The organism is Dactylosporangium sp. NPDC005572 (assembly GCF_040605515.1).
Lineage (GTDB): Bacteria > Actinomycetota > Actinomycetes > Mycobacteriales > Micromonosporaceae > Dactylosporangium.
Window position 1 is genome coordinate 23,326 of the sequence record NZ_JBEXCY010000024.1, and the last position, 13,080, is coordinate 36,405.

At 71.4% G+C, this 13,080-nt stretch carries 13 protein-coding genes; 9 read left to right on the forward strand and 4 right to left on the reverse strand.

Features of this window, described 5'->3' with window-relative positions; translation table 11 throughout:
* The 5 genes from ABZS66_RS14980 (at position 1) to ABZS66_RS15000 (ending at position 6,936) form a co-directional block, all read left to right on the forward strand.
* Complete coding sequence (locus tag ABZS66_RS14980) at positions 1-1,032, forward strand: LacI family DNA-binding transcriptional regulator (RefSeq protein ID WP_354757754.1); 1,032 nt, start codon at positions 1-3, stop codon at positions 1,030-1,032.
* A gap of 87 nt (positions 1,033-1,119) precedes the next feature.
* On the forward strand, positions 1,120-2,340 hold the full coding sequence (locus tag ABZS66_RS14985) for a sugar ABC transporter substrate-binding protein (protein ID WP_354757756.1): 1,221 nt from the start codon (positions 1,120-1,122) through the stop codon (positions 2,338-2,340).
* A gap of 366 nt (positions 2,341-2,706) precedes the next feature.
* Positions 2,707-3,633, forward strand: coding sequence for a sugar ABC transporter permease (locus ABZS66_RS14990; RefSeq protein ID WP_354757758.1), 927 nt, complete (start codon positions 2,707-2,709; stop codon positions 3,631-3,633).
* 4 nt (positions 3,634-3,637) lie between these two features.
* Complete coding sequence (locus ABZS66_RS14995) at positions 3,638-4,417, forward strand: carbohydrate ABC transporter permease (protein ID WP_354757760.1); 780 nt, start codon at positions 3,638-3,640, stop codon at positions 4,415-4,417.
* A 71-nt stretch (positions 4,418-4,488) separates the two neighbouring features.
* On the forward strand, positions 4,489-6,936 hold the full coding sequence (locus ABZS66_RS15000; protein WP_354757762.1) for a beta-L-arabinofuranosidase domain-containing protein: 2,448 nt from the start codon (positions 4,489-4,491) through the stop codon (positions 6,934-6,936).
* Here the strand turns inward: ABZS66_RS15000 and ABZS66_RS15005 are convergent.
* From ABZS66_RS15005 to ABZS66_RS15015, 3 genes are all read right to left on the reverse strand, one after another.
* Positions 6,922-7,827, reverse strand: a complete 906-nt coding sequence (locus ABZS66_RS15005) for a PPK2 family polyphosphate kinase (protein WP_354757763.1) — start codon at positions 7,825-7,827, stop codon at positions 6,922-6,924. The two genes, ABZS66_RS15000 and ABZS66_RS15005, sit on opposite strands and share 15 nt — an antisense overlap.
* Positions 7,828-7,956: 129 nt before the next feature.
* Positions 7,957-8,694 carry a metallophosphoesterase gene (locus tag ABZS66_RS15010; RefSeq protein ID WP_354757765.1) on the reverse strand — a complete coding sequence of 246 codons (738 nt, stop codon included), beginning with the start codon at positions 8,692-8,694 and terminating at the stop codon, positions 7,957-7,959.
* Positions 8,695-8,758: 64 nt separating this feature from the next.
* Complete coding sequence (locus ABZS66_RS15015) at positions 8,759-9,208, reverse strand: MarR family transcriptional regulator (protein WP_354757767.1); 450 nt, start codon at positions 9,206-9,208, stop codon at positions 8,759-8,761.
* Between the two features lie 84 nt (positions 9,209-9,292).
* Between ABZS66_RS15015 and ABZS66_RS15020 the strand changes: the two genes are divergently transcribed.
* From ABZS66_RS15020 to ABZS66_RS15035, 4 genes are all read left to right on the forward strand, one after another.
* Positions 9,293-9,436, forward strand: a complete 144-nt coding sequence (locus tag ABZS66_RS15020) for a hypothetical protein (protein ID WP_354757769.1) — start codon at positions 9,293-9,295, stop codon at positions 9,434-9,436.
* Between the two features lie 33 nt (positions 9,437-9,469).
* Positions 9,470-10,033, forward strand: a complete 564-nt coding sequence (locus tag ABZS66_RS15025; RefSeq protein WP_354757771.1) for an XRE family transcriptional regulator — start codon at positions 9,470-9,472, stop codon at positions 10,031-10,033.
* Between the two features lie 9 nt (positions 10,034-10,042).
* On the forward strand, positions 10,043-10,564 hold the full coding sequence (locus ABZS66_RS15030; RefSeq protein WP_354757773.1) for a GNAT family N-acetyltransferase: 522 nt from the start codon (positions 10,043-10,045) through the stop codon (positions 10,562-10,564).
* A gap of 99 nt (positions 10,565-10,663) precedes the next feature.
* On the forward strand, positions 10,664-12,535 hold the full coding sequence (locus ABZS66_RS15035; RefSeq protein WP_354757775.1) for a translation factor GTPase family protein: 1,872 nt from the start codon (positions 10,664-10,666) through the stop codon (positions 12,533-12,535).
* On the opposite strand, the gene ABZS66_RS15040 is transcribed toward ABZS66_RS15035, so the two are convergent.
* The gene (locus ABZS66_RS15040; RefSeq protein ID WP_354757777.1) at positions 12,505-13,065 is read right to left on the reverse strand and encodes a hypothetical protein; all 561 of its coding nucleotides are present in this window, start codon (positions 13,063-13,065) and stop codon (positions 12,505-12,507) included. The genes ABZS66_RS15035 and ABZS66_RS15040 overlap by 31 nt on opposite strands.
* Positions 13,066-13,080 lie beyond the last annotated feature (15 nt).

The following is a 13,080-nucleotide window of genomic DNA, read 5'->3' on the forward strand; positions in this document are numbered from 1 at the left end:
ATGACAGGGGTGCGGAGGCCGCCGGCGATGCGGGACGTGGCCAACCTCGCCGGGGTCTCCCACCAGACCGTGTCGCGGGTGGTCAACGACCATCCCAACGTACGGTCCGAGACCCGGGAACGGGTCCTGGCGGCGATGCGGCAGCTGGACTACCAGCCCAACGCCGCCGCCAGGACCCTGGCGACCAACCGGTCCCAGACGATCGGGCTGGTCACGTTCGACACGACCCTCTTCGGGCCGTCGTTCATGGTGCACGCCATCGAACGGGCGGCCCGGGAGGCCGGTTTCTTCGTCAGCATCGCGAGCGCCCGGGAGCTGGACGTGGCATCGGTTCGGGAGGCGATCCGCCGCCTGCGCGAGCAGTCGGTCGAGGGCATCGTCACGCTCGCGCCGGTCGCGGCCGCCTGGACCGCGCTCGGCCAGGTCCCCCTCGACGTCCCCATCGTCGCCGTCGGCCTCCTGAGCGGCTCGGGCGGCGACACCCACCCGGAGGTGCCGATGGTCGCGGTCGACAACGCCGCCGGCGCCGCCCTGGCCACCCGGCACCTGATCGAGCTCGGCCACCCGACCGTGCACCACGTCGCCGGCCCGGCCGACTGGCCCGAGGCGCGGGAGCGGGAGGCGGGCTGGCGGGCGGCGCTGGAGGACGCCGGCCGGCCCGTGCCGCGGCCGCTGCCGGGCGACTGGAGCGCGCAGTCCGGGCACGCCGCCGGCATCCGGCTGGCCGCCGACCCGTCGGTCACCGCCGTGTTCTGCGGCAACGACCAGATGGCCATCGGTGTACTGCGGGCGCTGCACGAGGCCGGCCGGATCGTGCCGCGGGACGTCAGCGTGGTCGGTTTCGACGACGTGCCCGAGGCCCCGTACCTGCAACCACCGCTCACCACCGTCCGGCAGGACTTCGCCGAGCTCGGCCGCGACAGCCTGAACCTGCTGGTCACCCAGATCTCGACGGGCGTGCGCCGCGCCGGCACCCACCGGTCGGCGCCCAGCCTCGTCGTGCGCCACAGCACCAAAGGTCTTGCGCAATGAGAACGCTCACAAGCATCGTGTGTCATCTGGGAAGGGATGAAGGACTTGAAACGCTGGATCGGTAGCACTGTCGCTGCCTTACTCGTCGTGAGCGCAGCCGCCTGCGGCGACGACACCCCCTCCGCGCCCGCGTCCCCCGACAGCGGCGCGACCATCACGCTCTGGACGCGGGCCGCCACCGAGTCCATCTCGAAGGCGTACGCCGCGGCCTACAACGCCACGCACAAGAACAAGGTGGAGGTCACGGCGTACCCCAACGAGGAGTACCCGGCCAAGCTCGCCTCCGCCGCCGGCGCGAAGGCGCTGCCCGACCTGTTCGCCTCCGACGTCGTGTTCGCACCCCAGTACGCGTCGCAGGGCCTCTGGCTGGACATCACCGACAAGTTCGGCGCGCTCGCCGTCAAGGACAAGGTCGCCCCGGCCCACGTCCGCAACGGCACCTGGAAGGGCAAGAACTACGCGGTACCGCACACGATCGACATGTCGGTCATGCTGTACAACAAGGACCTGTTCAAGCAGGCGGGCCTCGACCCGGAGAAGGCGCCGACCAACCTGACCGAGTTCGCCGCCGCGGCCCGCGCGGTCGACAAGCTCGGCGGCGACATCAACGGCACCTACTTCGGCGGCAACTGCGGCGGCTGCAACGTCTTCACCCTGTGGCCGTCGGTGTGGGCGGCCGGCGGTGACGTCATGAACGAGGACGGCACCGAGAGCAAGATCAACGGCAAGGAGATGTCGGACGTCTTCGCGCTGTACCGCAAGCTCTACGAGGAGGGCGTCGCGGCCCCGGCGTCGAAGGACGAGGCCGGCCCGACCTGGCTCGGCGCACTGCAGAGCGGCAAGATCGGTATCGCGCCGGCGCCGTCGGCGTGGCTCGGCCTCATCGAGGAGAAGGCCACCTTCAAGCTCGGCGTGGCCCCGATCAGCGGCATGAACGGCGGCGAGTCCACCTTCGTCGGCGGCGACTCGATCGGCATCGGCGCGACCAGCAAGCACGCCACCGAGGCCTGGGACTTCCTGGCCTGGACCCTCGGCGACGAGGCTCAGGTCGAGGTCGTGGCCAAGGGCAAGGGCGTGCCGGTGCGCACGGACCTGGCCGAGAACAAGTACTCCTCGTCCGACCCGCGCGTGGTAAAGATCAACAGCCTGATGGGCAAGGGCAAGACGCCCTACGCCAAGAACTTCAACGCCACCTACAACGACCCGCAGAGCCCCTGGGTCACCGCCTTCCGCGGCGCCCTGTTCGGCGACGCCAAGAAGTCCCTGGACGACGGCGCCACGGCACTGACGGCGTCCCTGAAGAAGTAGCCACCGGCAACGGCCCGCCCCCGAGCCTGGGGGCGGGCCGGACCGGGAACGCCCCCGCTCGCGGGCGCCACCGACCGAACGCAACCCAGACCATGATCACGAAGACTTCCACCAGCCATAGGTGCCGAAACCCTTCGCGATCACACGGCCCCGGCCGCGGGGCACGGACCCGTCCGCCTCGCCAGGGGCGGGCCGAGCCCCAACCGTCCGCCCCTGCCCGGGGTGGGCCTGAGCCCGACGACTGTCCGCCTCGCGAGGGGCGGGCCGAGCCCGAAGCGTCCGCCCCGCACCACGCGGGGGGCGGGCGCCCAACCCACCGGAGCATCCGCCCCCGCCCCAGGGAGCGAGCCCCCGACCGGAGCGAAGATGACCTTGCTGGCCCCCGCCAAGCCGCCCGTTCTGCCGGCGGCACCCGCCCGGAGACGCCGCGACACGAGACGGTGGATCGGTGCCCTCTACGCCGCGCCGACGGCGTTCGTGGTCGGCATGTTCTTCGTCGTCCCGCTGGGCCTCGTGGCCTGGATGTCGCTGCACCACTGGCCGCTGCTCGGCCCGCCCGAGCTGAACGCGCCGGAGAACTACGCCGCCCTCTCCGACGACGACCTGCTCGCGACGGCCGCGTGGTTCACCCTGAAGTACACCGTCGTCGTCACCGTCCTGTTGTTCGCGCTCTCATTCGGCCTCGCGCTCGTCGTGCAGCACCGCTCGCGCGGTGTAGGCCTGCTGCGCACCGCGTTCTTCCTGCCCGCCGCGGTCGGCTTCGCGAGCGCCTCGCTGCTGTTCCTGGGCATGCTCAGCGACGAGATCGGCCCGGTGAACCGGATCCTCGAGGCGGTCGGCCTCCTCGACGGCTACGTGTCGTGGACGAGCGGCAGCCCGAACACGGCGCTCGGCTCGGCCGTGGGTCTCGTGCTGTGGCGCTTCGCCGGCTTCAACATGCTGATCCTCCTGACGGGCCTGCAGGCGATCCCGGTCGACGTCTACGAGGCGGCCCGCCTCGACGGCGCCACCTCCTGGCAGATCTTCCGACGCATCACGGTACCGCTGATGCGTACCACCATCGCCCTCGTGCTGACGCTCATGGTCACCGGCTCGCTGCTCGCCTTCGACCAGTTCTGGATCCTCACCCGCGGCGGCCCGGACAACAGCACCACCTCGCTCGTCATGGTCATCTATCGCGAGGCATTCATCGAGCTCGACCTCGGCTCGGCCGCGGCGATCTCCGTGGTACTCCTCGGCGTCCTCATCGTCTTCAACGTGGTGCAGCTCGGCATGCTCCGCAGGAAGGGCTGACAGCATGAAGAAGCTCACCGCGGCGGCCCTCGCCATCCTGTTCCTGTTCCCCCTGCTCTGGAGCGCCTGGGCGTCGTTCCGCACCCCCACGGGCTTCAGCCTGGAGAACTACTCGCGGCTGTTCACCTCCGACAACGGCATCCGCTTCGAGCACGTGTTCAACAGCGTCGCGGTCTCGGTGCTCACCGTCGGCGGCACGCTCGTCATCGCCACCCTGGGCGGCTACGCCTTCGGCCGCTTCCAGTTCCCCGGCAAGAACGCCCTGTTCCTGCTGACCCTGGCGATCCTCATGGTGCCCTACGCGACGATCCTCATCGCGCTGTACGTGCTGCTGGGCTGGATCGGCCTCGAGGACTCCCTCGTCGGGCTCAGCGCCGTGCTCATCATGTTCCAGCTGCCGTTCTCCATCTTCATGATGCGCAACTCCTTCGAGGCGATCCCGAAGGAGCTGGAGGAGCAGGCGCTCATCGACGGCTGTGGAAGCTTCGGCATCCTGACCCGGGTGATGCTGCACGCGGTGCGCCCGGGGCTGGTCACGGTCGGGCTGTTCGCGTTCCTGACCTCGTGGAGCGAGTTCTTCGCCCCGCTCATCCTGCTCAACTCGACCGACAAGTTCACCATGATGCTCGCCGTGGTGAACATGCGCACCGCCTCGTTCGGCGCCATCGACTACGCCGCGCTGGAGGCCGGCGTGACCTTCATGGCGGTGCCCTGCCTGTTGCTGTTCCTGTTCCTCCAGCGCAGCTACGTCCGCGGCTTCATGTCGGGCGCCCTGCGCGGATAAACGAACACGGCACGGACCGGACCGCCCACGGACGGGCGGTCCGGGGACACCCCTTTGCCCTGGGAGGAACCATGCCCGTCTCGCGTCGAACGCTCATCAAGAGCAGCGCCGCCGCGGTCGGAGCCACGACGCTCGTCGAGCTGGGAACGACGGCGGCTGCCACCGCCGCCCGGCCCGACACCGGCGTCTCGCTCTACGCCTTCCCGCTCTCCGCCGTCGCACTGCTGAGCAGCCCGTTCACCGCCAACACCGCCCGCACCCAGTCCTACCTGCTGTTCCTCGACAACGACCGGATGCTGCACACGTTCCGGCTCAACGTCGGGCTGTCGTCGTCGGCCACCGCGTGCGGCGGCTGGGAGTCGCCGACCACCGAGCTGCGCGGGCACTCGATGGGCCACCTGCTCTCCGCCCTCGCGCAGGCCTACGCGAGCACCGGCAACACCGCGTTCAAGACCAAGGGCGACGCGCTGGTCACCGTCCTCGCCCAGTGCCAGGCCCGGGCCGCTACCGCGGGCTTCAACACCGGCTACCTCAGCGCCTTCCCGGAGAGCTTCATCGACCGGGTCGAAGCGCGCCAGTCGGTCTGGGCGCCGTACTACACCCTGCACAAGATCATGGCCGGGCTGCTCGACATGCACCTGCTGGCCGGCAACGCGCAGGCGCTCACCGTGCTCACCGGCATGGCGTCGTGGGTGAAGTTCCGCAACGACCGGCTGACCCAGACCCAGCGTCAGAACATGCTCGACACCGAGTTCGGAGGCATGAACGAGGTACTGACGAATCTCTATCAGCTGACCGGCACCGCCGCGCACCTGGCCGCCGCGCAGCAGTTCGACCACGCCGAGATCTTCGACCCGCTCGCGGCGAACACCGACGCGCTGAACAACTACCACGCCAACACCCAGATCCCGAAGGTCGTCGGGGCGATCCGGGAGTACCACGCGACCGGCACCACCCGGTACCGGGACATCGCGGTGAACTTCTGGGACATCGTCGTCGGGCACCACACGTACGCGATCGGCGGCAACTCCAACGGCGAGTACTTCAAGGCGCCGGACCGCATCGCGAGCGAGCTGTCCGACACCACCGCCGAGTGCTGCAACTCCTACAACATGCTCAAGCTCACCCGGCTGCTGTTCATGACCGACCCGTCGCGCGCCGACTACATGGACTACTACGAGAAGGCGCTCTACAACCACATCCTCGCCTCGCAGGACCCGAACTCGTCGCACGGCTTCCAGTGCTACTACGTGCCGCTGCGGGCGGGCGGCATCAAGACGTACAGCAACGACTACAACAGCTTCGTCTGCTGCCACGGCACCGGCATGGAGAGCAACACGAAGTACGGCGACACCATCTACCTCCACGACAACGCGAGCACCCTGTACGTCAACCTGTTCGTCCCGTCGGTGCTCACCTGGTCGGCCCGCGGCGTCACGGTCCGCCAGGAGACGAGCTTCCCCGAGGGCGGCTCGACCCGGCTCACCGTCACCGGCGCCGGCGCGTTCACCATGCGCATCCGGATCCCGGCGTGGGCGACCGGCGCGGCGATCACCGTCAACGGCGCCGCGCAGGCCGCCCCGGCCCCCGGCGCCTACGCCACGCTCAACCGCACCTGGGCGTCCGGCGACGTCGTCGAGGTGACGCTGCCGATGGCGCTGACCCGCGAGTCGACCAACGACAACAGCACCGTGCAGGCGGTGAAGGTCGGCCCGATCGTCCTGGCCGGGCTGTACGGGACCCAGAACCTGTCGGCGCTGCCGGCGCTCAACCCGTCGTCGCTCACCGCGACGTCGACGCCGCTGCAGTACACCGCCGGCGGGGTCACGCTCGCGCCGTTCTACAAGGTGCACGGCCAGCGGTACTCCGTCTACTGGTCGGTGACGACGACCCAGCCCCTGCCGCAGTTCGTCGCCCACTACCAGTTCGACAGCGCGTACACCGACGCCACCGGCAACGGCAGGACGGCGACCGGCGTCAACACGTCGTTCGTCGCCGGTCGCACCGGCAACGCGGTGAACCTCAACGGCACGAACGGCTACGTCGCGCTGCCCACCGGCATCCTCAACGGCGCGACCAACTTCTCGATCGCGCTGTGGGTGCGCATCGACACGCTCACCACCTGGTCGCGGGTCTTCGACTTCGGCTCGGGCAGCGGCGTGAACATGTTCCTCACCCCGCGCTCCAGCGCGGGCACGGCCCGGTTCGCCATCACGTCGTCGGGCTCCGGCGGCGAGCAGCGCATCGAGGCGCCGGCGGCGCTGCCGGTCGGGGCGTGGACGCACGTCGCGGTCACCCGCAGCGGCAACCTCGGCATCCTGTACGTCAACGGGGCGGAGGTCGCCCGCAACACCGGCCTCACGCTCAGCCCGTCCAGCCTGGGCGCGACCACGCAGAACTGGTTCGGCCGCTCGCAGTACGCCGACCCGTACCTCGACGGCGCGATCGACAGCGCCCGGCTCTACAGCCGGGCCCTGACCGCTGCGGAGGTGGCGTCGTTCTCGTCAAGCGGAAGCTGACGCCTCCAGGCTCGCCCTGACCTCCTTCAGGGCGCGCCGGGTCGCCGCGTCGACGGTGGGGAACTGCGCGCCGATGCCGATCAGGGCATCGGCGATCACCGCCGCCGCGGCGAGCCGGGCGAACCACTTCCGGTCGGCCGGGATCACGTACCACGGCGCCCACGGCGTGCTGGTGTGCGTCAGCATGTCGCCGTACGCGGCCTGGTAGTCGTCCCACCGCTTGCGCTCCTGGATGTCGCTCATCGAGAACTTCCAGTTCTTGTCCGGCCGGTCGATCCGCTGGAGCAGGCGCTGGCGCTGCTCCTCCTTCGACACGTTGAGGAACAGCTTGACGATCCGGAAGCCGTTGCCGACGAGGTGCCGCTCCCAGGCGTTGATCTCGCGGTACCGCCGCCGCCACATGTTGCCCTGCCGCGCCGACGGCGGGATGCGCTGGCGGTCGAGCAGGTCCGGGTGCACCCTGACGACCAGGACCTCCTCGTAGTGCGACCGGTTGAAGATGGCGATCTCGCCACGGGCGGGCAGATGATCGGAGTACCGCCACAGGTAGTCGTGGTCGAGCTCCTCGGCCGACGGCTGCTTGAAGCTGTGGACGTGCACACCCTGCGGGTTGACCCCGCTCATGACGTGCCGGATCGTGCCGTCCTTGCCGGCCGCGTCGGGCGCCTGGAGCACCACCAGCAGCCCGTGCGTCCGCTGGGCCGCGAGCCTGGCCTGCTGGTCGGCGAGCAGCTCGACCCCGCGCTGCAGGATCTCGGCCCCGTCCTTCTTGCGCGCGAGCCGCGCCTTGTACCGCGGGTCGAAGTCCTTCGGCAGCCGCACCCGCGTGTCGGGCGGCACCCGCAGCGGGGCGATCACGTCCCGAATCCGCCGCGCCATCTGGTCAGCCATCGGCCGTCGATACCCGTCCGGCCCCGGTCCACCCGCACCGGCCGTGACCTCACCCGTCCGCTACCACCGGGGCGACGCGGCCGGACCGAGGGTGCCGTACAGCAGCCGGCGCATCGCCGGCCGCCGGGGTCAGGCCACCACGCGGTAGTGCGTGACGACCCGCCGGTCGGGCATGAGCAGGTGGAACGCCAGCATCGGGGGCAGGTCGAGGTCGACGACGGCGTCGCTCTCGAACGGCAGCATGAGCGTCGACACCACGCCCGGGCCGACCAGGACCGGCCGCCCGGCGAGGGTGGTGGCGGCCGGCGTGTGTGCGTGCCCGCACAGCAGGGCCACCACGTTCGGGTGCCGCGCGACGAGCTCGGCCAGCCGGTCCGCGCCGAACTGCCGGATCCCGTCGGCCGCCGGTGCGCCGAGCTCGACGGGCGGATGATGGAAGCACACGAACGCCGGCCGGTCGGCCGCGGCGGTCAGCTCCGCGTCGAGCCACCGCAGCGTCTCGTCGCCGAGCCACCCGTCGTCGCGTCCGGGAATGCTGGAGTCGCACAGCGCGAACAGGGCCCCGCCGATGACCCGCGCCTGGTTGACCGGTCCGTCGGACCGGGCCTCACCCAGCAGCCCGGCGCGGAACGCGGCCCGCACGTCGTGGTTGCCCGGGCAGAGCAGGACCGGCACCGGCAGGTCGACGAGCTCGCGGACTTGCGCGTACTCGGCGTCGAGGCCGTGGTCGGCGACGTCCCCGGTGACGACCACGACGTCGACCGCCCGCGGCAGCCGCGCGACGTACTGCAGGACCCGTCGCGCCCGCTCGACGCTGCGCTCGCCGTCGTCGATGTGGATGTCACTGACGTGCGCGATGACCACCATGTCCGCACGGTAGCCCGGGGCGGGCCGGCGCGTGGAGAGCCACCGGCCGGCCCGTGGCCCGGGGTCAGGTGCGGGTCGCGGCGATGACCTCGGTCAGGACCGTGTGCAGGTGCTGGAGGTCCTCCAGGGGCATGCCCAGGCGGTCGACCACCGCGGCCGGGATCTTCTCGGCCTCCGCGCGCAGGGCGCGGCCGGCGTCGGTGAGGGTCACGGCCAGGGCGCGCTCGTCGGTGCGGGAGCGCTCGCGGGTCACGTAGCCCGCCGACTCCAGGCGCTTCAGCAGCGGGGACAGCGTGCCCGGGTCCAGCTGCAGCAGGCGGCTCAGGTCGGTCACCGACAGCGGGGCGTGCTGCCACAGCGCGAGCATCACGAGGTACTGCGGATGGGTCAGTCCCATCGGCTCCAGCAGCGGCCGGTAGACGCCGATCACGCTCCGCGCCGCCACCGCGAGCGCGAAGCACACCTGGCGCTCCAGTGCGAGCGGGTCGGGAACCGGGTCTGCGGCCTGCGTCACGACCACCATCATGCCCTGTTCCAAACCGGCACCCCCGTGGCAGACTCTTGGTACACAAATAATTTGTACACCAAGGATGGCGTGATGGCGAAGCGTGACCGGATCGGCAACTTCCTGTTCAAGATCTTTGGGCCGGCGACCGTCGAAGGTGCGATGCAGGGGTGGAGCCCCGAGGCCAAGGCGCAGTGGAAGCGGCTGCAGGAGGCCGCCCGCGAGAAGGAGAAGTAGCCCGTATCCCAGATCTGGGATAGTGTCCCGGATATGGGAACCACCGAGCTGGAGCAGCGGCTGGCCGGGCGGCTCGCCGAGCTGCGCACCGAGCGCGGGTGGTCGCTCGACGACCTCGCGCAGCGCGCCGACGTGAGCCGCTCCACCCTGTCCCGCCTCGAGCGCGGCGAGATCAGCCCCACCGCGTCGTTGCTCAACAAGCTCTGCGCGGCGTACGGCCGCACCCTGTCCCGGCTGCTCGCCGAGGTCGAGCCCGAGCCGCCGCAGCTGGTGCCGGCCGACCGGCAGCCGGTCTGGGAGGACCACGCCTCCGGCTTCGTGCGGCGCTCCGTCTCCCCGCCGCACCCGGGGCTGCGCGGCGAGGTGATCGAGGGCACGCTGCGGCCGGGCGCCGACATCGCGTACGACGTGCCGCCCGTCGCCGGCCTCGAGCACCACCTCTGGATGCTCGGCGGCGCCCTCAGCCTCACGGTCGGCGACACCGAGCACCGCCTGACGAACGGCGACTGCCTGCGCTACCGGCTCTGGGGCCGTTCGAGATTCCAGTGCCCGGGGCCGGAGGCCGCCCGGTACGTCCTGCTCATCGTGCTGCCGTAGGGAGTCCGCATGATCCGGAAGCTGACCGTCGACACATACTCCGAAAGCACAGATCAACTCGGCAGCCTGCTCGCCGACGCCGTCGCCGGCGGCGCCTCGCTCGGGTTCCGCGACCCGTTCGGCCCCGAACAGGCCGCCGGCTGGTGGCGGTCCCGGCAGCCCGCGGTGGCCGACGGCAGCCTCACTGTCTGGGCGGCGCACGCCCCGGCCGGCGTCGTCGGCACGGTCACCCTCGCGGCCGAGCCGAAGCCCAACGGCCGGCACCGCGGCGAGGTCGTCAAGCTCATCGTGCACAGCGCCGCCCGCGGCCGCGGGCTGGGCCGGGAGCTGCTGGAGACCGCCGAGCGGGCCGCCGCCGAGCGGGGCATCAGCCTGCTGCTGCTCGACACCGCGACCGGCAGCCCGGCCGAGCGGCTGTACGAGACGGCCGGCTGGACGCGGTACGGCATCGTCCCGGACTATGCCGCGAACCCGGCCGGGGTGCTGGAGGACTGCACCTTCTTCTACAAAAGGCTTCCACAAACGGCTTGACGCCCGTGTTTGACTGCCAGGAGACGCCAGGAAAGGAGCCCGTCATGCGAGCAGCGTTCATGTCCACCCACCCGACCCGCGGACCAAGGGACATGACGCTTGTCATCACGCATCCTCAACCTCGGCATCCTGGCGCACGTCGACGCCGGTAAGACCAGCCTCACCGAGCGGCTCCTGCACGCCGCCGGCGTCATCGACGAGCTCGGCAGCGTCGACGACGGCAGCACCCAGACCGACTCGCTCGACCTGGAGCGGCGCCGGGGCATCACCATCCGCTCCGCCGTCGTCTCGTTCGCGATCGACGACGTCACCGTGAACCTCATCGACACGCCCGGCCACCCCGACTTCATCGCGGAGGTGGAGCGGGTCCTCGGTGTGCTCGACGGCGCCGTGCTCGTCGTCTCCGCCGTCGAGGGCGTGCAGGCGCAGACCCGCATCCTGCTGCGCACGCTGCGCCGGCTGCGGATCCCGACGATCGTCTTCATCAACAAGACCGACCGGCGCGGCGCCGATCCCGAGCGGGTGCTCGGCGAGCTGCCGGTGCCGCTCGCGCCGGCCTGGAAGGACGTCGTCGAGGTCCTCGCCGACCACGACGACGAGCTGCTCTCGGCCTTCGTCGAGGGCCGCCCGGTGCCCGCCGCGCAGATCCGGTCCCGGCTCGCCCGGCAGACGCGGTCGATGCAGCTGCACCCGGTGTACCAGGGAAGCGCCATCACCGGCGAGGGCATCCCCGCGCTCACCGCCGCCATCCGCGACTGCCTGCCCACAGTGGACGGTGACCCGGGAGGGCCGGTGTCGGGCACGGTGTTCAAGGTGGAGCGCGGGCCGGCGGGGGAGAAGGTCGCGTACGTGCGCATGTTCTCCGGCACCCTCCACGTCCGCGACCGCCTCATGGGCGACGACAAGGTCACCGCCGTCGGCGTGTTCGAGTCCGGCACCGTCGTGCGCCGCGACGCCGTCACCGCCGGGCGGATCGGCAAGCTGTGGGGCCTCGCGTCGGTGCGGGTCGGCGACCCGGTCGGCGCACCGCCCCCGGGCACCGGCCGGCAGTTCGCGCCGCCGACGCTGGAGAGCATCGTGGTGCCCGCCGACCCCGCCGAGCGCGGCGCCCTGCACACGGCCCTCACCCGGCTCGCCGAGCAGGACCCGCTCATCGACCTGCGGGCCGAGGACCTGCGCGTCTCGCTCTACGGCGAGGTCCAGAAGGAGGTCGTCGAGGCCACCCTGCGCGACGAGTACGGCCTCGCCGTCACCTTCCGCGAGAGCATCACGATCTGCGTCGAGCGCCCGGCCGGCAGCGGTGCCGCCGTCGAGCACATCGGTGCCGCCCCGTTCCTGGCCACGGTGGGGCTGCGGGTCGACCCGGCGCCGCCCGGCTCCGGCGTGGCGTTCCGGCTGGAGGTCGAGCGCGGCTCGATGCCCGCGGCCTTCTTCACGGCCGTCGAGGACACGGTGCGCGAGACGCTGCGGGCCGGCCTGCACGGCTGGCGCACCACCGACTGCATGGTCACCATGACCCACTCCGGCTACTGGCCCCGGCAGAGCCACGCCCACGGCACCTTCGACAAGAGCATGTCGAGCACGGCCGGGGACTTCCGCAACCTCACGCCGCTGGTCCTCATGGACGCGCTGCGTGCCGCCGGCACCACCGTGCTCGAGCCGGTCCACCGGTTCCGGCTGGAGTTCCCGGCGGAGCTTTCCGGTGTCGTACTGCAGGCGCTCGGCCGCCACCGCGCCGTGCCGCTGCTGAGCCTGCCCGGACGACTGGAGGGTGACGTGCCGGCCGCCGACGTGGACGGGCTGCAGCGGACGCTGCCCGGCCTGACCCGCGGCGAGGGCGTCCTGGAGTACGACTTCGACCGCTACGAGCCGGTGCACGGCCCGGTCCCCGACCGCCCGCGCACCGGCCCCGACCCGCGGGACCGCAAGGAGTACCTCCTTCAGGTGGTCCGCCGCACCCCCGCCGGCTGACGCGGGCGCAGCGGGGCCAGGCCGCCGAGCAGCAGCACCGCCGCGAGCGGGATGAAGTCGAGGTCGACCGCGATCGCCACGAACCCGGCGAACACCAGCGCCGGGCTCCACACCGGCAGCCGCCCGGCCCGGACCAGCAGCACGAGCAGGATCAGCACGCCGACCTGGAACAGCGCCGGCCCGGCGAGCTCCAGCGGGCCGGGCAGCGGGAACGCGTCGGCGAAGGCGGGGGACAGGTCGCCGGTGATGACGACCAGGAAGCAGGCCGCGCCGAACACCCCGAACGCGGCGGCGACGTTGGCCAGCCAGCGCTGCCCGAACGTGCGCACCGGCACCATCCGCCGCACCCCGACGGTGAGCGCGCCGAGCAGCAGGAACGCGACGAAGAACAGCGCGTGGCCGGCGTTCCACAGCAGGCCGCCCTTGTCGTGGTGCCCGTCGGCGCCGTCGAGCAGCCGCAGCGAGCCGTAGAGGAAGAGCAGGACGGGCGCGCCGATGGCCGCGGCCCGCACGAGTGGCGAAGGCGTCATACGAGCAGCCTCGTC

Coding starts and splice junctions, on each gene's coding strand:
- ABZS66_RS14980 (WP_354757754.1), top strand. CDS start 1: ATGACAGGGGTGCGGAGGCCGCCGGCGATGCGGGACGTGGCCAACCTC.
- ABZS66_RS14990 (WP_354757758.1), top strand. CDS start 2,707: ATGACCTTGCTGGCCCCCGCCAAGCCGCCCGTTCTGCCGGCGGCACCC.
- ABZS66_RS14995 (WP_354757760.1), top strand. CDS start 3,638: ATGAAGAAGCTCACCGCGGCGGCCCTCGCCATCCTGTTCCTGTTCCCC.
- ABZS66_RS15000 (WP_354757762.1), top strand. CDS start 4,489: ATGCCCGTCTCGCGTCGAACGCTCATCAAGAGCAGCGCCGCCGCGGTC.
- ABZS66_RS15005 (WP_354757763.1), bottom strand. CDS start 7,827: ATGGCTGACCAGATGGCGCGGCGGATTCGGGACGTGATCGCCCCGCTG.
- ABZS66_RS15010 (WP_354757765.1), bottom strand. CDS start 8,694: ATGGTGGTCATCGCGCACGTCAGTGACATCCACATCGACGACGGCGAG.
- ABZS66_RS15020 (WP_354757769.1), top strand. CDS start 9,293: ATGGCGAAGCGTGACCGGATCGGCAACTTCCTGTTCAAGATCTTTGGG.
- ABZS66_RS15025 (WP_354757771.1), top strand. CDS start 9,470: ATGGGAACCACCGAGCTGGAGCAGCGGCTGGCCGGGCGGCTCGCCGAG.
- ABZS66_RS15030 (WP_354757773.1), top strand. CDS start 10,043: ATGATCCGGAAGCTGACCGTCGACACATACTCCGAAAGCACAGATCAA.
- ABZS66_RS15040 (WP_354757777.1), bottom strand. CDS start 13,065: ATGACGCCTTCGCCACTCGTGCGGGCCGCGGCCATCGGCGCGCCCGTC.